We start from the raw sequence: 19,833 nt of genomic DNA, 5'->3' as shown, positions 1-19,833 counted from the left end.
CTGATGAGTTTAAGCAACTACATCGTGGCCCATTGTGAGGCCGATTAAAAGTGGATGGGTCCATTCCATTATCCATGGCGGTCAAAGCCAGTAATGGTGTGGAGGAGAAAACCAAGCTGACCTTTGCCATAGTGTGTAAAGGGGCGAGCCATAGTCAAAAGCGTGGTGAGTTGCGAAGGGGGGAAGTATTCTTTAAGTGTATGAACAGCGTGAAAGTTGATCTCGGGCTCACAAGTATCTCGACTGAGATAGGCACAGCACAACGGCTAAGCAGGAATGTGGACGCTGAGCGTGATGGGCCGAGCAACGCAGTAGTGAGCGACCGCTCAGGTAGATTGCCATTGTGCTAGTACGCCTGATGTTCTCGCGAAGAGCCAACCAAGATTGGATGGCAGCGACTCGACATACCACAAGTCAAAGGCAGTGAATGAAGGTCTATTATAGCTTGTACAGTCGGATGTCTGACATTCGGTCGCTGTACAGCGGATTCAAAAAAGTATGGAAATCAAAGGGTGCGGCCGGAATTGATAGGCAGAGCCTGAGTGACTATGCTTCGAATTTAGAAAATAACCTCAGACAACTGCAACACGAACTGCAAACCAAGCAATATCAACCGCTAGCCGTCAAACGGGTGGAGATCCCGAAAGAGGGTGGTGGAATAAGATTGCTGGGGATCCCCGCAGTGCGTGACCGTATAGTTCAACAAGTCTTACTGGACATTCTCCAGCCAATCTTCGATCCGATGTTTCATCCATCGAGCTATGGATATCGTCCGAAACGAAGCTGCCATGACGCCATCAGTAAAGCGACGCTGTTTATACGCAAGTATGATAAGCGTTGGGTGGTTGCTCTTATAAAACATCAGGGGATCTGTCCAAATGTTTCGACCTTCTAGATCATCAATTGATCATCGAAGGGGTTAAACGGCGTGTGACAGATGGCAGTATTTTGAATTTGCTCAGGCAGTTCTTATGCAGTGGAGTGATGGTGGGCAATCAATGGGAAGCAAGCGAGGTAGGAAGTCCGCAAGGTGGAGTAATTAGCCCGTTGCTGGCGAATATCAATCTCGATGCGTTCGATCAGGAAATGAAACGACGGGATCATCGCATCGTGCGATATGCCGATGACATCTTGATCTTGTGCAACAGCTTATCGGCGGCAGAGAATGCGCTGACAAGTGCGACTCAGATCTTGGAAGTAGACCTTAAGCTAACAGTGAATCGAGAGAAGACCCATATCGCGCACAGTGATAAAGGGGTTAAATTTCTCGGAGTGGAAGTCGGTAGCCGATATACGCGGATACAGGCGAAGAAGCTGAAAAACTTCAAGCAAAAGGTGAAGCAACTGACGCGCAGAAACGGGGGTAAAAACTTGTCTGAGATAATCAGAGAGCTTATTCCCGTGGTACGTGGATTTGCCAACTACTTCAGTATTGCCAACAGTAGCGGGGATTTCAAAAGCTTAAGTGGCTGGATAAGGCGTAGGCTTAGGGCAGTACAACTGAGACTGTGGAAACGGCCAATGAGGTTACATAGGCGGTTGAAGCAGTTGATGTATAAGCCCCCCTTTAAGTTTATTAATATGAACTCATGGGGTAATGCCGCCAGTCCATTAGCGAGTTTTGCTATGCCTAATACTTGGTTTGATGAGTTGGGATTATATTCAATAGAGAATATAAGAACGGGATGGCTTGTTGCTTCGATTTACCGATAAGGTAATAGAGGCTAGTGAAGAATGCAGGAGCCGTATACGAGGCCCGTACGTACGGTTCTGTGAGAGGGATGAGGCGGAAACGCTTCACCCTACTCGATGTTGTCTGGAGTTTGGTTGTTAAAGGTTAATTTTGTTTTTCTTAATATCTAAAGAGATTAAAGATGCGGCCTTGCGGCCGAGGTAAGTTGTGGCGCTTCGCCCCTTTCTCTTATTAAGAGTCGAGCCAAGGGGTAAAGCGCTTGTACCCCTTGTCGCCCCAGCGAAATTGTCTGTAAAGCGAAAATGTCTAACGAGGAAATGGGTGTGATCCGTTAGTTATGATTGTCTCTGTATTGCCCCATTATTGCTTAGAGCTAAAACTCATTCATAGGCTGTTAATGTCAATTTAAGATATCTGTGCTAATGCGGCGCTTGATTGGATATTCGCTCGCAATCTCCCAATAATGAGCTGTTGGCATTGCTTTCCTTTGTCGCATTATTGAAAAAAACACTCGACGTCTGTACATACTGGAATATTGTACTAAATTTGACAGTATGTCAGAAATTAAATGAATGTCCTTTATGCCGCGAGTTAAACCGCAATTATTGCCAAAGGTTGGTAAAGCAGAGCTCACGCGAGCCTCAATTCTGGATGCCGCGATCAAGTTTATATGGTCATATCCGTTTTGTGACATGACTGTCAATTCATTAATGCTTTCTATAGACGTTAGTCGCTCAACGTTTTACCAGTACTTCAATGATCTGCCCGATTTGATGGCGGCCTTACTGAACATGTTGCAGGACGAGATCTTCGACTGTGCCGAACCCTGGGTTATGGGGGGCGGTGATCCCGTTGCGCTGATGCATGAATCTCTTATCGCGTTGGTAACTCTCGGTTATCAACGTGGTCCCATTTATCGAGCCTTTGCTGACGCTGCCACTACGGATAAGCTCTTTGAAAAAGCATGGAGTCATTTTCTCGGTCGGTTCGATGATGCGGCTTGTGCTCGTATTGAGGCCGACCAAGAGCAGAGTCTAATTCCGGGGTTTGATGCTCGTCCCGTCGCCATTGCACTCAATCGTCTCGATACCTACACGCTAATCGAGGCGTTCGGGCAACACCCGAGAAGGCAGCTGGAACCAGTCAGGGAGGCATTGGCTCGAGTCTGGATTTCTACACTTTATGGTAGTGAATGGATTGAGAACAAGAACTCAAATCTCGTTAGGACATGAGTTAATTCTGGAAATACAGAATAACACCAAAGCAAACAGTAATAGCTGAATTTACTGGGATTGAACAAGTGACAAGTTGATTACAGCTGGCCTACACATAATTCAGGCCATGTTGGAGCACCATCTTACGTAGCTGATTTTCAGGTCAGTCGTTGCTAAGGGAAAAGGGGAGGAAATATCACCACGATAGTGGCTGTCGTTAACTGAAAATTGATGCCGTAGCGCGTTTATTGGGGATTGAAATGAATGCAAAAATATTTAGTTTGTTTGGTGATTGGCGGTATAGAAGCAAACAGAGGGCTTATTTCGCGTTCCCTGTTAACTATTGTTATTGGCACTATTGTGATTATCACAATGGCATTTCTTGTTTCTGAGCTCATTGGCTGGAAGTTGGCTGGCTCGGAATTGATCGCACGCATGAGCCCCAGTCTTCTTGATTTAGGCATTGCTGTTGCAGCAGGAGTTGCTATCGCATTTGCATACACACGGCCGGGTGTATGCAAATGCGCTTGCCGACATTGCCATTGCTGTCACCCTAGAGCCCCCGTTGTGCACAGTAGGAATCGCGTTGTCACTCGGACAAAAATCTGGCACTGATATTGGTTTTGCCATAGGAACTGTGAGTGCCCGCGGGCCATTCCTGCTTTATCTGACCAATATATTTGGCATCGTTCTGTCTGCCAGCCTGATTTTCTTTTTGCAGTACTTCCGTCGTCACGCCTCTGCATTCGTTGCGTTGGTTCTTATTGGTAGTTGTTTGTTGTTGGTCATCTCGCCGTTGGGGATCAGTATGGATAACCTGTTAGCTCGTAATCTTGTACATCGCAGTTTGACAGTTAAAACACAACAGTTGGCGCTAGCAGATCGTGATGTGCAATTTAGTAACCTGAGTATTCATTTCAAAAAAGGAGTGGCATTCGTTCGAGCTGATCTGGTTGCGGAACCGGGTGTCTTTAATCAGGGGAGGGGATTCAATTCGGGGTCATATTTCTGAACTTATAGAGATGTCGGTCATTCAGAAGTTCAGCATTATTCCTGAGACGATAGTGCGCAGTAACGATGTTTTCGAAGCATCTGAATAAGAGATCACATTCTAGGTAGCGAACAAACGGTTGCTTATGAAATACCAAGTCTAAAGAGGTAAGGAGGAAATAATGAAATTATCTTCAAAAACAGGTACGCCAATTTTGTCGAGTATCCTGTTACTGTGCGTTAGCATGGCAGCTCTCGCAGAAAATACACCTGGCTATAACAACAAAATACCTGACACCATTCTGACGCCAGATACAGTTGATACCCGAATTGGCAAGCTGAAATTCTTTGACGGCAGTCCAACCAAAGATACGGTTGAGCTTGTCTACGACAATCTCGATTTCATGAGAGGCGTGGAGACATTTCTCAATGGTATGCCGGCGTCGTCGATTGAGGGTCTACGCCGTGGTCAAGTTGAGCTTGGCGCGACTGAAGCCAACCATGTGGTTATTTTTGACGACTTGATGGATTCCGATCCGATTTTTCTAACGGGAAATACCGACACGGTCTATGCGTTGGCCTTTTTCGACCTGAAAAAGGATGGGCCGATGGTTGTTGAGGTCCCCAAAGACTCTGGCCCCGGCACTGTCAATGATGCCTTCTTTCGCTTTGTCATCGATATGGGTGCGCCCGGACCCGACAAAGGCAAGGGGGGGACGTATCTGCTGTTGCCGCCCGAATATGACGGGCCTCTGGAAGCGCCGATTGGCGGCAAAGAACAGGATGTTGAGGTCAATGGCAGAACCGAAAAAATGTTTGTTACCCGCTCACCCAGTTATGTGAACTGGCTGATCCTGCGTGGCTTCTTGGTCGATGGAAAGCCAGATGCTGCTTCCGCTATGTTCCGCAATGGCATCAAGATCTACCCATTGGCAAAAGCGGCAAATCCACCAGCGATGAAGTTTATCAATGGCTCGGAAAAACCGTTTAACACCATCCATGCCAACAATTTTGAGTTCTATAACGAACTGGCCCATGTCATCGAAAGAGAGCCGGTGGGTTTGATCGATCCTGAATTGCGCGGTCTGTTTGCCTCGATCGGCATCGAAAAGGGCAAAAAATTTGCGCCTGATGATCGCATGCGTAAGATCCTCGAGGAGGCGGTTGCAGTCGGCAATGCCACGGCCAGGGCGATCTGGATCCACTCGCGTGATGAGGAAGCGTACTTCTACAAGGATTCTGGCTGGTACACCGCCTTTATCGGCGGCGACCACCAGTTCCTGAAAAATGGCGGTGCCGGTGGTCGCAACCTCGATGCGCGCGTCTTGTTTCACTATTTCGCAACTGTGATTACCCCAGCCATGGTCAACAAGATGGTGGGCGCCGGTTCGCAATACGCAATGTTGAATGTGGATAAGAATGGCGAGTACATGGATGGTGCAAAAACCTACAAGCTGAACATCCCGGCTAATGTTCCCGCAAAGGACTTTTGGTCCATCGTCGCCTATGACCCACAAACACGTTCGCAGTTACAGACCGGCCAGCCGTTTCCGGGACGAAACAACCAGCGTCACAAACTGGACGTAAACGAGGATGGATCGATCGATCTGTATTTTGCGCCGAAGGCACCCGAGGGCAAGGACGCTAACTGGATTCAAACGGTGCCCGGAAAAGGCTGGTTCATTGCACTGCGTCTTTATGGGCCGCTGGATCCCTGGTTCGATAAGGAATGGCAGCCTGGCGAAGTTGAACTGGTTGAATGAATTCGAAACATTTATTAGCAGGAAATTCAGTTATGAAGACCACATTAAAATTGCAACGAGCCCTTGCGGCCTTGTTAATCACCGGTATTTTGATCATGGCCCTGGCACCGGCACCGGCTCATGCTGTGGATGCCCCTGAGGTTACCGGCTTCAACTACGTCCGTGCCGAGTCGGACTTCCAGATGAAAGGCTACATTGAAAAGTTCAACTGCTTCGGAAAGGTCGTTCCTGTTCGGGAACCCTACGACGTGAACAGCCAGATCACGGTGCGCGGCCAAAGGGACACGCTTTACTCTTGGGGTGTTTTTGACTTGAAGTCTCCGCTCACGGTCACGCTTCCAGATCCCAAGGGGCGCTATCAGTCCATCATGATAGTGAGTCAGGATCATTCGATCTGGGGTCTCTATGGTCCAAAGACAGGCTCTCTGACAGAAGAGAAGGTGGGCTCCCGGTATGTGACTCTGGTCATTCGGACCTTTATGGATCCGAACGATGAGCAAGACATGAAAGAAGCGTATCTGCTCCAGGATGCGGTGCGTATCGAGCAAGCCGAAAAAGGCCGTTTTGAAGTCCCAGATTGGCAGAAGGATGAAGTTGAGGAGATGCGCAACAAGGTTATGGCCGTCGCATCCACAGTTAGCGATGCATCCAAGTTTTTCGGTGTGAAAGATGAGCTCGATCCAGTTTACTGGATGCTGGGAACTGCCATGGGTTGGGGCGGTCTGCCAGCGCAGGATGCCATGTATGCAATCAACGTCCCTGAGAAGAACGACGGGAAAACCCTGTACACACTAACCGTCAAGGACGTGCCGGTGGGTGCCTTCTGGTCAGTGACCCTCTACGACGACAAGGGCTGGATGCCGGTCAACGAATATAACGCCTACTCCTTTAACAGCGTCACCAGCAAGAAGGACAAAGACGGCAGTGTCACCATCCACTTCGGCGGCGACCACAAGGCGGACAACTTCCTGCCGATCGTGCCGGGATGGAATTACATCGTCAGGATGTATAAGCCAGGACCGGAGATTCTGGACGGAAGCTGGACATTCCCGAGTCCACAAGAGGCGCGGTGATTAGCTAGGTGAATGGAGTATGAAATGAAACGAATGATAGTGGCAGTTAACTCCGCGTTGGCGCTGGTCGTGGTAATGGTCACAGTGCCGGTCTTGGCACAGGATGCTGGTGACCCAGCGAACATCAGCCAACCTGAGAGTATTCCCCATACCTGGGCCTCAACTATCCCGACAAGGTGTTGTGGGACGACACGCACCGGCACACTTCCTATTCCGCGGACGCCGGTATGTTCGGCAACAGACTCGGTAGGAGTACCGCAGTGTCAAACCTGAAAGATATCCCGCCAACCACCTGGCCGATTCCATGAGTTCCCGCAAAGCGGGCCTGGCGGCGAGGATCCGGTTCCAGTTGGAGCGCTGGATACTGCGGGGGGTTCACTATCGCCTGGCGCTGGCGGCGCTGCTGGTGGTCTCGGTGGCACTGCTCGCCGGAGGACTCGTCTTCCTGTTCGCGCCCGGAGAATCAGGGGTAAGCGATGCCATCTGGTGGGCTTTCCTGCGGCTGACCGATCCCGGTTACCTGGGAGATGACGAAGGGCTGGCCAGGCGCACCATATCCACTGCCGTGACGGTGCTGGGTTATGTGCTGTTCATGGGCCTGCTCATCGCAATCATGACTCAGTGGCTGAACCAGTGGATTGCCCGTCTGGAAATGGGAGTGACACCGGTAGCGGTGAGTCATCACGTACTGATACTCGGCTGGACCCACCGCACCCCAGCCATCGCCAACGCTCTGCTGGAAACCGAGGGGCGCCTTGCGCGATTCCTCGCCCGGCAATCGCGCAAGGAACTCACGATCGTCATACTAGTAAACGAAATTACGACCGAGCTGCGCCAGGAACTCCGTGAACAACTCGGCACGCGATGGCGTGACCGGCAGATCCTGCTGCGGGCTGGTTCACCTCAGCGCATGGATCACCTGCAGCGGGTAGCGTATGAGCTGGCGGCCGTAATTATCCTGCCCGGTGCTGACTTCACCTCCGATTGCCCCAGTGTGGTGGACGCGGAGACCATCAAGACCCTGTTGTCGGTATCCACTGAGCTTGAGTCCAGCAACGGCCCCCATCCGCTGGCAGTCGCCGGCCTAGTTGACGGCGACTGGGCACCGCTGGCACGGGCGGCCTACCGGGGTGAAACAGAGGTGGTGGTGGTCGATGAAATCGTCAGTCAACTGATCTCTCGATGCGTTCAGCAACCCGGAGTATGGGGCGTGTTTGATGAATTGCTGCGACTCAATGTAGGCAACAACGTATACATTCGGGATTGCCCGGAGCTGACAGGCGTGCCGCTGGGAGAACTACAGAGTCGGCTACCCGGGGCAGTCCTTCTGGGAAGGGTCAGCCGGGGCAGCCTGCAGGCAGAATTGCTGCCGGATCCCGCCGCGACACTTGTCGAAGGCGATCAGTTGGTCTTGATGTCCAGTCAATATGCAAACACCGAGCCCCTAGATCCCGATAGCAGCCTGCCGCCTCGGGAGAAGCGTATTACACGTCAATCGGATCCGGCACCCCGCAAGTTACTGGTGCTGGGCTGGAGCCGGAAGGTACCGCCATTGCTGTCTGACCTGAGCCAGCACGGCATCGCCGCAATCACAGTAAATGCAGTTGACCTGTCGTCCGTCGAGGACAGGGAACAACAACTGGCGTACTACGGTCACGGCACGGAACTGGCGAACGTCCAGATGGTCGAGGCCAACTTCCTAGTGATGGACACTCTCACCTCGCTGCACCCGCAGGACTACGACGCGGTAATCGTCGTCGCCCGGGAAGGTCTCGAGAGCAATGAGAATGCAGATGCCTCCTCGGTGACCATCCAGTTGGCCCTACACCACATATTCAGGGAATCGCAACCACGCCCGCACCTGCTCTTCGAGATCCTCGACGACGCGAACCACCGGCTGTTCAACGATTCACAGGATGATGTCATGGTCAGCCCGATGGTGGTGAGTTACATGCTGTCCCAAGTCGCCCTGTGCAGGGAACTGGGCGCGGTATTCGATGCGCTGTCCCACCCAGGTGGTCCTGAGATCACGCTGGTTCCCGCTGCAGGATACCTTCCCTGCAACGAGCCCGTCTGCTTTTCCGACATTCAACGGGCGGCCCACGAGCACGGCGAGATCGCTCTGGGGCTGCGCATCGAACACCAGGGGAACAGACGGGTAGTGCTTAACCCGAACCGGACCGAACATTGGCTGCTGGCAGGTGGCGACCAGCTCATCGTACTCGCCGACTTCCCGGAGACAGTTCAATGACCAAAACGGGGGACAGCTACTTCACCAACGAAGGCGTTGACAACGTCCTCGTGACCTACAAGGGCCTTTTGGAAGGTGCCGCAAAGTTGTATGCAGGCGATCACTTATTGACTGAACCGCTGATTTCGATGGTGTATGGCGATTTCAAGGGTTTCCCCCCGATCTACCTAGTCAGCGGCACGCGGGATATGTTCCTGAACAATATGGTGCGAACCCACAGCAAATTGCGCACGGCAGGCGTCGCTGCAGATTTCAACGTTTATGAATCATTTTTGCAAGGCGATTATCTCAAAGTGATTGACTCGCCGGAATCCGAGTAGGTCTTTGCAGAACTCGGGATATTTCTGTTGAAATTTTTAAAGTAACCCAAAAAAGGTGAAAAATTAGATATGAATAGAATAATAAATAGTTTGTTTGGTAGTTGGCGTCATCTGGTTGAAGAGCCCATTTTGGTTAGTGATGTAAAAGAAACGGTTGAACAGCGCTCGGTTCCATCGTTTGGTTTTTTCTTTATGCTGGCGGCATCTGGCGTCATTGCAACATTTGGTTTGTTGTCCAATAGCGCAGCAGTGATTATTGGAGCCATGATTGTTGCACCACTCATGAACCCTATTATTTCCCTGGCTTTCGGTGGTGTCGAAGCCAACAGGGTGCTTATCTCTCGCTCATTGTTAACGATTGCAATTGGAACTATTGTGATTATCACAATGGCATTTCTTGTTTCTGAGCTCATTGGCTGGAAGTTGGCTGGCTCGGAATTGATCGCACGCATGAGCCCCAGTCTTCTTGATTTAGGCATTGCTGTTGCGGCAGGCGCTGCCGCTGCATTTGCATACACACGGCCGGGTGTATCTTCAGCGCTTGCCGGCATTGCCATTGCTGTCGCCCTAGTGCCACCGTTGTGTACAGTAGGAATCGCTTTGTCACTCGGACAAAAATCCGGCACTGATATTGGTTTTGCCATAGGAACTGTGAGTGCCCGCGGGCCATTCCTGCTTTATCTGACCAATATATTTGGCATCGTTCTGTCTGCCAGTCTGATTTTCTTTTTGCAGTACTTCCGTCGTCACGCCTCTGCATTCGTTGCGTTGGTTCTTATTGGTAGTTGTTTGTTGTTGGTCATCCCGCCATTGGGGATCAGCATGGATAACCTATTGATTCGCAATCTGGTGCATCGCAGTTTGACGGTTAAAACACAAGAGTTGGTGCTAGCGGATCGTGACGTGCGATTTAGCAACCTGAGCATACGTCTTACGCAAGGCGTGGTATTCGTTCGGGCTGATCTGGTTGCGGAACCGGGTGTCTTAAGTCAGCACGTTGTTGATTCAATTCGGGATAATATTTCTACACTGATCGAGATGCCAGTCGTTCTGGAGTTCAGTATTATTCCTGAGACGATAGTGCGCAGTGCCGTTGTTGCCACATCATCAAAATAGGAGAGCATATCTTAAGTTTATGGCTCGCTTGATCCGTGGTTCGACAAAACATGGAAGACCGGCGAAATTGAACTCGTCAAATGAGTAGAAAATATTATTTTAAACTGATAGGGGGGGAGGACATGAAATTCAGGATTGGAATAGCTAGAGGGATTGTCCATATGTCTCTTCTAGCACTTGCAATGCTTCTTGTAAATAAACCGGTGATAGCGGGCGACAAACCTAAATTGATTTTGCAAATAACCGTTGACCAGTTACGCGGAGATTTGCCAACGCGCTATTACGATCGGTTGGGAGAAGGCGGTCTCAGGTATTTACTGGACAAAGGCGTAGTCTACAACAACGCGCATCATGCCCATGCAAACACCGAAACCATCGTTGGACACGTGACGCTCGCCACTGGCGCCCATCCATCCGAACACGGGATGATTGGTAATATCTGGTTTGACCGTTCGACAGGTGTAACTACCTACAACATCGAAGACCCTAATCATAAGCTGCTAACCGAGGGGGCGGATGTCGATGCCAGCACCGAGATCGACCCCACTCAGAAAGCAGCCTCGAGTGATGGGCGATCACCTGCCTCTATTCTTACAACCACCTTTTCGGATGAACTGTCTTCACTGACGGCCGGAAAAGCAAAAGTATTCGGTATATCCGTCAAGGATCGGGGTGCGGTTTCGATGGCCGGACATTCCGGGAAAGCATTCTGGTTTTCGAAATCGACCAACGAGTTTGTTACCAGCAGTTATTACTATAAAAAGTATCCACAGTGGGTGGTCGACTGGAATGCCAAAAAACTGCCCGAGCAATATTCGGGCAAAGCTTGGGAGCTTATGCATCCCGTAGACACGTATCTATTTGCCGACCGGGATGACCAGGAGTGGGAATCTGACCTCGCTGGGTATGGACGGACTTTTCCTCACCAATACGCCACGCCGGACAACAAGTACTATTCCACCTATTTGACGATAAGTCCTGCTGGTGACGAGCTCACACTGGAGTTTGCCAAGGCTGCCATCGATGCCGAACAGATTGGCAGCGACGATATTACCGACTACCTTGGCGTCAGCTTTTCTGCGACAGATATTGTCGGGCATTTTTTCGGGCCTTCGAGCTTGGAATCGGAAGACAATATTCTGCGGCTCGACCGTACACTGGCAAACCTGTTTGCCTTTATCGACAAGAAAATTGGCCTTGATAATACCTTAATCGTTCTTTCCGCCGATCACGGTGGCCCGGAGGCTCCCGGGTATCTTGAATCTATGGGAATACCGACCGGCTATGTTTCTCCCGATACATGGGACAAGCAACCCGCAATCGATAGAATCAAGAGTAAATTTGGTATTAAGGGAAAGCTCATTGAAGGATATGACCATCCCTATCTTTATCTCAGTAACGAAGTGATCAGCAATTCCGAAGTCGACTTGTTGGCGCTTGAAGCGGCTATTGTTGATGAACTGGTTCGTTTCCCAGGTGTGTCCACCGCTGTCTCCAGTACGGCTTTGGAACGCGGTGTCGTGGCTGATAATTTCCTTACCCGGGCGATGACCAATAATTACCATCCCAAGCGATCCGGTAATATCTATGTCGTTTTTGAGCCGGGTTGGTTTATCAATAATCTGGACGGTCTTTCAGTAGCCGTGGTGCACGGTTCTCCGTGGTCATATGACACCTTTGTTCCCATTATCTTCGCGGGGAACCAATTAAAGCCACGCACAGTTTCACGCAGAGTCCATACGGTTGACGTTGCGTCTACTTTAGCGAGTATCGTCGGTGCCAAACCCCCGTCCGGGGCCAGTGGAGGGGTTTTGTTGGAGGTACTAGGGCAGAGGCCCTGGACAAAAGTTGAATAATTTTGAAATTTTTTTAACAGGAGATTCAGATATGAAAACAAGATTGAAATTGCAACGAACTCTACAGGTCTTGTTGATAACAGGGATTTCAGTATTTGCATTGCCCCCAGCGCACGCTGAGGATGCGGTCAAGGTCACCGCCAACAACTACGTCCGGGCCGAATCGGACTTCCAGATGAAAGCCTACAACGAGCTACTCGACTGCTTTGGAAAACTTGTCCATCGTCGGGAAGCCTACGACGTTAACAACCAACCTACCGTTCGCGGCAATCGCGACACACTTTACTCAAATGGCACGTTTGATCTGAGATCTCCTCTCACGATAATGCTTCCAGAAACGGGGGGACGCTATCAGTCTTTGATGATCGTCAATCAGGATCATTCGATTGTGGCCGCCTATGGTCCCAAGACGATCACTCTGACAGAAGAAAATGTCGGCACGCGATATGTTTTCCTGACCGCTCGAACCTTTATGGATCCGGATGATGAGCAAGATATGAAAGAAGCGTATCGGCTCCAGGATGCGATCCGCATCGAGCAGGCTGATATCGGAAAATTTGAAGTGCCTGATTGGAAGAAGGACGAAGTAGAGAAGATGCGGGCCACGATCAATGTGGTCGCTACCACAGTCACAGATGCGGGAAAGATGTTCGGCAAGAAAGAGGATCTGGACCCGGTCTACTGGATGCTGGGAACTGCCATCGGTTGGGGCGGGTTGCCGGCAGAGGCTGCTAGTTACGCAATCGATGTTCCCGAGAAGAACGACGGGAAGACCGCGTACACCCTCACCGTCAAGGATGTGCCGGTGGACGCCTTCTGGTCTGTGACCCTTTACGATGGAGAGGGCTGGATGCCGGTCAATAAATACAACGCCTACTCGTTTAACAACGTCACAGCCAAGCAGGACAAGGACGGCAGCATTACTATCCACTTCGGTGGCGATCCTAAAGCAGATAATTTCCTGCCGATCGTTCCGGGATGGAATTACATCGCTAGGATGTATAAGCCGAAGAAGGAAATCCTGGACGGAAGATGGGTATTTCCAAAAGCGGAAGCTGTTGAATAGAGTGCTATGTATAAATTGAGTAGACTGACGGCTCCTCGCTAGGAGGATATTGTAAGGTCCGGTGTCTGCTTGATTTTGTACTGTATATTTTTCATAAGCCGAAGGTGAGGTGAGTGAATTTTAATTGGCAGTTTTTAACAAGCAGCTTGGCTCTTGTTTTGTGTTGGGTATCGTCGATGTCAACAATAGCTGAAACAGTCACTGACCTAGAACGCTGGGAGTTTGGTGGTTTAACTTTACTTGGCTAAGTAGCAGCGGCTTTGCAGCGAAGACGAGTCGTGGCGTTTTCCCCACATTTCTCATGCATCAGGCTACGCCGGACCAACGTCGTGGGATTCCATCCCACACCCGAGCAAGGGGGACTGCTCGTCTGATGTGAATGGATTCACGAATGCAGCGATAATATGGATGTTAAAGAGCTTCCTTATCAAGAACTTCCTTGTTCAACTGCCAGTTCGCCGTCCATGGCTCTCGCTCAGAGAGTCCATAAAAATGGACTTCGCCCTTGCATCCACCATGACGCCCCGACGAAGTTACATGTATTAGATACGGGCCTCGAACTTATGGATAAATCGCTATCACTTCCGATGGGGCATCCTGCCCCGCGAAAGCTAACTCAACATCCATGTCGGGAACCACGCGACTCTGGTTTATAAAGAGTTTCCAACGCATTTCGGCAACTTCGATGGGGATAGTTTTTTTCTATAGGTTTCAGTGGGTAGTTATTTTAAACCTTATCAAAGGGACTCACTTTTAGAAAAGTGTTTAATTATGCTTATTAGTCGTGACTTTTCAGGTAGTGAAACCCAATCTAGATTGAATAGATAGCAAGCAGAGTCTGCCAGTGTTATTTGGTGCAGGTTACGTTGAGTGCAAGTTAACAGAGTAAAGCAGGCTGATTCTAAAGTGTGCTTAGATACTCGTTTATCACTGCTAAAAGTGATTAGAGGCTTATCTGAAATATCTTCAAATACCCAGTGGCACTGTTCATGTAAATTAGCTAACAGTTGCTTGAAGATAGTTTCTGGTATTTCGGTTTTTATCCGTAAAATAGAAGCTAAAGCGATAAGGTTGTGTCCCCAGAAACCGGGTTGCTTGAGAGCGCTTGTCAGTACTAACTGAGCATCTATATTTGTTGGTTTAATGTAATCATCACAGAGTGGGTATGACTGATGATTATTACCATAAAATGTGGCTGTTACAAATTCACAGAATCGCTCAATGAATCGAAGCTTTTGATTTTCAGTGCAGATTAAAGGCCAAGCTTGCTTAAAGGCAATTAGAACCGAAACGTTATGAGTTAGATATTCATTTTGCTCTGCACATTGCTCAAAGTAATAACCAAATATCTCTTCCACATCGGACTGTTGAAACCAATCTTGCATGGTGAAGTAGGCGTATGGGTAAATAGCGTGCGCTAAAATCCAGTGCCTTCTCCGCTCTATAGGTTTAAAGGGCATAGAGTCAGCTTGAAGAATGGCTAAATCAAAAGCAGGCTCTTCTAGTTCTATTAACTTCTCAATTTTTAACCAGTCATTAGCAGACCAATCAAATTGAGCTTTTAACGACTTAATTGCCAGATAACACTTAAGCGAGTGTTGCTGGTGTATAGCCGCGATTATTGTCAATACTTCATCCATGCTTACCAATTCCTTTTAAGCCATTTTATTACCACTAATGCAAGGTTAGCCTAAATATTTCGGCTGTTTAGCGCAACGCACTCAACGTTATCAACTAACCTCAATCACCCTCGAGGTAACACTGCCATCACGCAAACGTGTAGTTAACGTATCACCCACACCAGTATCCGATGGTGCCTGCACCACTTTGCCTTCACCAGTTAAGGTAATGCTGTAACCACGGCTCAGGGTCGCTAACGGGCTCACTGTGTCTAGCTGCTGCGCCCGATGGGCGAGGCGCTGCTCACTCATCTTTAACTTATCATCCATGGCAACATTAAGTTTGGCACTTAGATAACTCAAACGCTGTGTTTCAAGGGTAAGCCGGTGCTGCGGTGACTGATTAGCTAATCGATTACTTAAGTTTTGCTGCTTTAAGGTATGAGCATGTAACTTTGACTGCATCGCTTGTTGTAACCGTAGCTGCATCTCATCGAAGCTTTGCTCATACATCTGTAAGCGGCGCTGTGGATCTTGCTTTTGTAATCTATGCTCAATGGTTTGGATCTGGCTTTGTTTTTTTAATTGGTAATGCTGCCAAGATTGTTTCAAACGCGATAACTGCGATAACAACTTTTGCGCCTTATTGTCAGCATCTTTTGATAATAGCTCGGCGCCTGCCGATGGCGTTGGCGCGCGCAGATCGGCCACATAATCACTGATGGTCATATCCACTTCATGGCCTACTGCGGAGACAACCGGAATACCACTGTTGTAAATGGTGTGGGCTAAGCCTTCGTCGTTAAAGCTCCATAAGTCTTCGAGTGAACCACCGCCACGAGTCACCAATAATACATCCACCTCGCTGCGACTGTTGGCAAGGTTGATGGCATCGCAAATACGCTTCGCGGCATCAGTGCCTTGCACAGGAGTGGGGTAGATGATGACTTCAATCGATGAGTCTCGGCGCGCTAACACATGCAAAATATCACGAATAGCAGCGCCAGTAGGCGAGGTGACTACTCCGATTTTTTGAATGTTTTCAGGCAGTGGGCGTTTGGTGTCGCTGGCAAATAAGCCCTCGGCGGCGAGCTTCATCTTTAATGCTTCATATTGCTGCGCAAGCAAACCGTCACCGGCGGGGAGCATGGATTCAATAAGCAGTTGGTAGTCACCGCGCGGTTCATACACACTAATGTTGCCTTTAACTAATACTTGCTGGCCGTTGGCCGGGCGAAAGGTCACCGCTTGGTTGCGGCCTTTAAACATGGCGCAGCGTATTTGTGAAAAATTGTCTTTGAGCGTTAAATACCAATGGCCAGAGCCCGGTGCGGCAAAGTTTGAAATTTCAGCATTGAGCCAAATTCGGCCAAGTTGCCCCTCTAAAAGTTGTCTAACTTCGCCGTTGAGACGTGAGACGGTATAAACATCGTTTTTTTGGGATTTCATGAGATTTTTACACGCTAAGACGAATTAATCCCTATTTTCCATTTACCAACCCCGATATGCAAGGTATAATCTCGCCGCAATATTTCACCTCTTATTTTACTCTCTTAGGGAGATGTTGCATGTTAAGGTTAAAAAAAGAAGCGCTTACTTTTGATGATGTGTTGCTGGTTCCAGCTCACTCCACCGTCCTCCCTAATACTGCGATACTCAAGACTCGTCTGACGAACACGATTGAACTAAACACGCCGATAGTCTCTGCTGCAATGGATACTGTTACCGAAGCTCGCTTAGCAATTGCTATTGCGCAGGAAGGTGGTTTAGGTTTTATTCATAAAAACATGACGATTGAGCAGCAAGCTGAAGAAGTTCGTAAAGTAAAAATTTACGAAGCGGGTATCGTTCAGCAGCCTGTGACAGTGACCCCAGCAACGACACTAGCCGATGTTAAGGTTCTGACTGAAAAAAATGGTTTCGCAGGTTACCCTGTGGTAAACGAAGCGAATGAACTGGTCGGTATTATCACTGGCCGTGACGTACGCTTTATCACCGACTGGTCGCGTACCGTTGATCAAGTGATGACTCCAAAAGAGCGCCTAGTGACAGTGCCAGAAGGGACTAAGCTAGATGAAGTTCAAAAGCTAATGCATTCTCACCGTGTTGAGAAAGTATTGGTTGTTGATGACAACTTCAAGCTTAAAGGCCTTATTACAGTAAAAGACTTCCAAAAAGCAGAACGTAAGCCAAACGCATGTAAAGACGAGTTAGGTCGCCTGCGTGTTGGTGCAGCTGTTGGTGCAGGCCCTGGTAACGAAGAGCGTGTTGACGCACTTGTGCTAGCTGGCGTTGATATCTTGCTTATTGACTCATCTCACGGTCATTCTGAAGGCGTTCTACAACGCATTCGTGATACACGCGCTAAATATCCAGACTTACAAATTGTTGGCGGTAACGTAGCGACAGCTGAAGGTGCAATTGCGCTGGTTGAGGCGGGCGTTAACGCAGTTAAAGTGGGTATTGGCCCTGGTTCTATCTGTACCACTCGTATCGTAACCGGTGTGGGTGTGCCACAAATTACTGCGGTATCTGACGCAGCTGCTGCCGTTAAGCACTTAAATATTCCTGTTATCGCCGATGGCGGCATCCGCTTCTCTGGTGATTTAGCGAAAGCGTTAGCTGCGGGTGCATCATGCATCATGGCTGGTTCTATGTTTGCCGGTACTGATGAAGCGCCAGGCGAGACAGAGCTATATAACGGCCGTGCTTATAAGTCATACCGCGGTATGGGCTCATTAGGCGCGATGACACAAACTCAAGGTTCATCTGACCGTTATTTCCAAAGTGATAACGCAGCAGACAAGCTTGTACCTGAAGGTATTGAAGGTCGCGTAGCTTACAAAGGTAAGTTAAAAGAGATCATTCACCAGCACATGGGCGGTCTACGTTCATGCATGGGCCTAACGGGTTGTGCAACCATTAAAGAGCTAAATGAAAAAGCGGAATTTGTGAAGATCACTGCAGCGGGCATGGGCGAGTCTCATGTTCACGATGTAACGATCAGCAAAGAAGCGCCTAACTATAGTACACGCTCTTAATTAGTATTTTAGATATTAAAGGCGACTGTTGATGTCGCCTTTAAATTAAGCCAAGTAGAAGGTCCGCAGAGCACTCACTGCTTGGTTAGTTAACAATGAAAAAATAGAGATAAGGTACCCCATGAGCAACATTCATGAGCATAAGATCCTCATATTAGATTTTGGATCGCAATACACCCAGTTGATCGCCCGTCGTATTCGTGAAATCGGTGTTTATTGTGAACTTTGGGCTTGGGATGTTTCTGAAGAGCAAATTCGTGAATTTGCTCCAAACGGCATTATCTTAGCCGGTGGTCCTGAAAGCGTTACCGCTGACAACTCACCACGAGCGCCAGAATATGTGTTTACCGCTGGCGTACCTGTACTAGGTATTTGTTATGGCATGCAAACCATGTCTGAGCAACTTGGCGGTAAAGTTATCCAAGGTGTGGGTGAAGGCGAATTTGGTTATGCGCAAGTTGAAGTGCAAACTCAATCAGCATTGTTTAAAGCGATTGAAGACGCTGTAAGTGAAGCGGGCAAGCCATTACTAGACGTATGGATGAGCCACGGCGATAAAGTATCTGCAATCCCTGAAGGCTTTGTGGCTGTTGCTAAAACTGAAACTTGCCCATTTGCTGCTATGGCAAATGAAGACAAGCAGTTTTACGGTGTGCAGTTCCATCCTGAAGTGACTCACACTCGCCAAGGTAAGCGTATGCTTGAGCATTTTGCCTTAGAGATCTGTGGTTGTGATGCTAACTGGAAGCCATCTTCAATTATTGAAGATGCGATTGAGCGCTTAAAAGAGCAGATCGGTGATGACGAAGTTATCTTAGGTCTATCGGGTGGTGTAGATTCATCAGTTGTGGCTATGCTACTTCACCGCGCGATTGGCGATAAGCTAACGTGTGTGTTCGTTGATAACGGTTTACTACGTTTAAATGAAGCTGAGCAAGTTATGGAGATGTTTGGTGACCATTTTGGTCTAAACATCATTCATGTTGATGCTGAAAACCGTTTCTTAGACGCGATGGCCGGTGAAGCTGAGCCAGAAGCTAAGCGTAAGATCATTGGCCGTGTATTCGTTGAAATCTTCGATGAAGAATCAAAGAAATGCAAAAATGCAAAATGGCTGGCACAGGGCACCATCTACCCTGACGTTATCGAGTCAGCGGGTAGCGCAACGGGTAAAGCACATTGCATTAAGTCTCACCATAACGTTGGCGGTTTGCCAGATGATATGGAAATGGGCCTTGTTGAGCCACTACGTGAGCTATTCAAAGATGAAGTACGTAAGATTGGCCTAGAGTTAGGTCTGCCATACAATATGCTTTATCGTCACCCATTCCCAGGACCTGGTCTTGGTGTGCGCGTACTGGGCGAAGTAAAGAAAGAGTACTGTGACTTACTACGTCTTGCAGATGCTATCTTTATCGAAGAGCTACACAAAGCTGACCTGTATAACAAGGTAAGCCAAGCATTCACCGTGTTCTTACCAGTACGCTCTGTTGGCGTAATGGGCGATGGCCGTAAGTATGATTGGGTTGTATCGCTACGCGCGGTAGAAACTATCGACTTTATGACGGCGCATTGGGCACATCTACCGTATGATTTCCTAGGTCGTGTGTCTAACCGCATTATTAACGAAGTCGATGGTATTTCACGTGTGGTTTACGATATTTCAGGTAAGCCACCGGCAACAATTGAATGGGAATAATGGTTAAGGGATAGTCTTTCCCGACCGTTAATTTTTACCGTTTGAGAATAGGCGCGCACATAGCAATATGTGCGCGCTTTTTATTGGGTGCTATTTATCGAAACGTGTTACCGCTTCTTATACTAATATGAA

General features: G+C 48.8%; 16 protein-coding genes and 1 pseudogene. 15 read left to right on the top strand and 2 right to left on the bottom strand.

What is annotated here, in order from left to right:
- Positions 1-427 precede the first annotated feature (427 nt).
- The 13 genes and pseudogenes from ACVBIL_RS18040 to ACVBIL_RS17980 all read left to right on the top strand — a co-directional run bounded on the left by ACVBIL_RS18040 (position 428) and on the right by ACVBIL_RS17980 (position 13,342).
- The gene (locus tag ACVBIL_RS18040) at positions 428-895 is read left to right on the top strand and encodes a reverse transcriptase domain-containing protein (RefSeq protein WP_447168339.1); all 468 of its coding nucleotides are present in this window, start codon (positions 428-430) and stop codon (positions 893-895) included.
- Entirely contained in the window at positions 838-1,713 is an 876-nt protein-coding gene (locus ACVBIL_RS18035; RefSeq protein ID WP_447168338.1) for a reverse transcriptase domain-containing protein, read from the top strand. The genes ACVBIL_RS18040 and ACVBIL_RS18035 overlap by 58 nt, the downstream gene beginning before the upstream one ends.
- Before the next feature lie 561 nt (positions 1,714-2,274).
- Complete coding sequence (locus tag ACVBIL_RS18030; RefSeq protein ID WP_447168337.1) at positions 2,275-2,925, top strand: TetR/AcrR family transcriptional regulator; 651 nt, start codon at positions 2,275-2,277, stop codon at positions 2,923-2,925.
- A 246-nt stretch (positions 2,926-3,171) separates the two neighbouring features.
- A pseudogene (locus ACVBIL_RS18025) lies at positions 3,172-3,357 on the top strand (hypothetical protein); the annotation flags it as partial.
- A 19-nt stretch (positions 3,358-3,376) separates the two neighbouring features.
- The gene (locus tag ACVBIL_RS18020) at positions 3,377-3,919 is read left to right on the top strand and encodes a DUF389 domain-containing protein (protein WP_447168336.1); all 543 of its coding nucleotides are present in this window, start codon (positions 3,377-3,379) and stop codon (positions 3,917-3,919) included.
- Positions 3,920-4,079: 160 nt separating this feature from the next.
- The gene (locus tag ACVBIL_RS18015; RefSeq protein ID WP_447168335.1) at positions 4,080-5,660 is read left to right on the top strand and encodes a DUF1254 domain-containing protein; all 1,581 of its coding nucleotides are present in this window, start codon (positions 4,080-4,082) and stop codon (positions 5,658-5,660) included.
- Between the two features lie 32 nt (positions 5,661-5,692).
- On the top strand, positions 5,693-6,733 hold the full coding sequence (locus ACVBIL_RS18010) for a DUF1214 domain-containing protein (protein WP_447168334.1): 1,041 nt from the start codon (positions 5,693-5,695) through the stop codon (positions 6,731-6,733).
- Positions 6,734-6,909: 176 nt separating this feature from the next.
- The gene (locus ACVBIL_RS18005) at positions 6,910-7,041 is read left to right on the top strand and encodes a DUF3604 domain-containing protein (RefSeq protein WP_447168333.1); all 132 of its coding nucleotides are present in this window, start codon (positions 6,910-6,912) and stop codon (positions 7,039-7,041) included.
- Positions 7,038-8,984 (top strand): CASTOR/POLLUX-related putative ion channel, encoded by a 1,947-nt coding sequence (locus ACVBIL_RS18000; RefSeq protein WP_447168332.1) that lies wholly within the window; start codon positions 7,038-7,040, stop codon positions 8,982-8,984. Before ACVBIL_RS18005 ends, ACVBIL_RS18000 begins: the two co-directional genes overlap by 4 nt.
- Positions 8,981-9,304, top strand: coding sequence for an alpha/beta hydrolase fold domain-containing protein (locus ACVBIL_RS17995; protein ID WP_447168331.1), 324 nt, complete (start codon positions 8,981-8,983; stop codon positions 9,302-9,304). The genes ACVBIL_RS18000 and ACVBIL_RS17995 overlap by 4 nt, the downstream gene beginning before the upstream one ends.
- A 69-nt stretch (positions 9,305-9,373) precedes the next feature.
- On the top strand, positions 9,374-10,420 hold the full coding sequence (locus ACVBIL_RS17990) for a DUF389 domain-containing protein (protein ID WP_447168330.1): 1,047 nt from the start codon (positions 9,374-9,376) through the stop codon (positions 10,418-10,420).
- A 161-nt stretch (positions 10,421-10,581) separates the two neighbouring features.
- Positions 10,582-12,276: an alkaline phosphatase family protein gene (locus ACVBIL_RS17985; protein WP_447168329.1), complete on the top strand. Its 1,695-nt coding sequence runs from the start codon at positions 10,582-10,584 to the stop codon at positions 12,274-12,276.
- Complete coding sequence (locus ACVBIL_RS17980; protein WP_447168328.1) at positions 12,269-13,342, top strand: DUF1214 domain-containing protein; 1,074 nt, start codon at positions 12,269-12,271, stop codon at positions 13,340-13,342. The genes ACVBIL_RS17985 and ACVBIL_RS17980 overlap by 8 nt, the downstream gene beginning before the upstream one ends.
- Positions 13,343-14,079: 737 nt before the next feature.
- Here ACVBIL_RS17980 and ACVBIL_RS17975 read toward each other — a convergent pair.
- Together ACVBIL_RS17975 and xseA are read right to left on the bottom strand one after the other, a co-directional pair.
- Positions 14,080-14,982: a hypothetical protein gene (locus tag ACVBIL_RS17975; RefSeq protein ID WP_447168327.1), complete on the bottom strand. Its 903-nt coding sequence runs from the start codon at positions 14,980-14,982 to the stop codon at positions 14,080-14,082.
- 90 nt (positions 14,983-15,072) lie between these two features.
- Positions 15,073-16,410: an exodeoxyribonuclease VII large subunit gene (gene xseA, locus ACVBIL_RS17970; RefSeq protein ID WP_447168326.1), complete on the bottom strand. Its 1,338-nt coding sequence runs from the start codon at positions 16,408-16,410 to the stop codon at positions 15,073-15,075.
- Positions 16,411-16,529: 119 nt separating this feature from the next.
- Here xseA and guaB point away from each other — a divergent pair, with 119 nt between their 5' ends.
- The gene (gene guaB, locus ACVBIL_RS17965) at positions 16,530-18,002 is read left to right on the top strand and encodes an IMP dehydrogenase (RefSeq protein ID WP_447168325.1); all 1,473 of its coding nucleotides are present in this window, start codon (positions 16,530-16,532) and stop codon (positions 18,000-18,002) included.
- Positions 18,003-18,123: 121 nt separating this feature from the next.
- Positions 18,124-19,701: a glutamine-hydrolyzing GMP synthase gene (gene guaA, locus ACVBIL_RS17960; RefSeq protein ID WP_447168324.1), complete on the top strand. Its 1,578-nt coding sequence runs from the start codon at positions 18,124-18,126 to the stop codon at positions 19,699-19,701.
- Positions 19,702-19,833 lie beyond the last annotated feature (132 nt).

Source organism: Shewanella sp. 125m-7 (assembly GCF_052977045.1).
The sequence above is the reverse complement of the archived record's forward strand: the minus strand, read 5'-3'. Positions and strand labels throughout refer to the sequence as shown.

What these genes read in the sequence shown, in the direction of transcription:
- ACVBIL_RS18040 (WP_447168339.1), top strand. Translation starts at nt 428, where the DNA reads ATGAAGGTCTATTATAGCTTGTACAGTCGGATGTCTGACATTCGGTCG.
- ACVBIL_RS18030 (WP_447168337.1), top strand. Translation starts at nt 2,275, where the DNA reads ATGCCGCGAGTTAAACCGCAATTATTGCCAAAGGTTGGTAAAGCAGAG.
- ACVBIL_RS18015 (WP_447168335.1), top strand. Translation starts at nt 4,080, where the DNA reads ATGAAATTATCTTCAAAAACAGGTACGCCAATTTTGTCGAGTATCCTG.
- ACVBIL_RS18010 (WP_447168334.1), top strand. Translation starts at nt 5,693, where the DNA reads ATGAAGACCACATTAAAATTGCAACGAGCCCTTGCGGCCTTGTTAATC.
- ACVBIL_RS18000 (WP_447168332.1), top strand. Translation starts at nt 7,038, where the DNA reads ATGAGTTCCCGCAAAGCGGGCCTGGCGGCGAGGATCCGGTTCCAGTTG.
- ACVBIL_RS17995 (WP_447168331.1), top strand. Translation starts at nt 8,981, where the DNA reads ATGACCAAAACGGGGGACAGCTACTTCACCAACGAAGGCGTTGACAAC.
- ACVBIL_RS17990 (WP_447168330.1), top strand. Translation starts at nt 9,374, where the DNA reads ATGAATAGAATAATAAATAGTTTGTTTGGTAGTTGGCGTCATCTGGTT.
- ACVBIL_RS17985 (WP_447168329.1), top strand. Translation starts at nt 10,582, where the DNA reads ATGTCTCTTCTAGCACTTGCAATGCTTCTTGTAAATAAACCGGTGATA.
- ACVBIL_RS17975 (WP_447168327.1), bottom strand. Translation starts at nt 14,982, where the DNA reads ATGGATGAAGTATTGACAATAATCGCGGCTATACACCAGCAACACTCG.
- xseA (WP_447168326.1), bottom strand. Translation starts at nt 16,410, where the DNA reads ATGAAATCCCAAAAAAACGATGTTTATACCGTCTCACGTCTCAACGGC.
- guaB (WP_447168325.1), top strand. Translation starts at nt 16,530, where the DNA reads ATGTTAAGGTTAAAAAAAGAAGCGCTTACTTTTGATGATGTGTTGCTG.
- guaA (WP_447168324.1), top strand. Translation starts at nt 18,124, where the DNA reads ATGAGCAACATTCATGAGCATAAGATCCTCATATTAGATTTTGGATCG.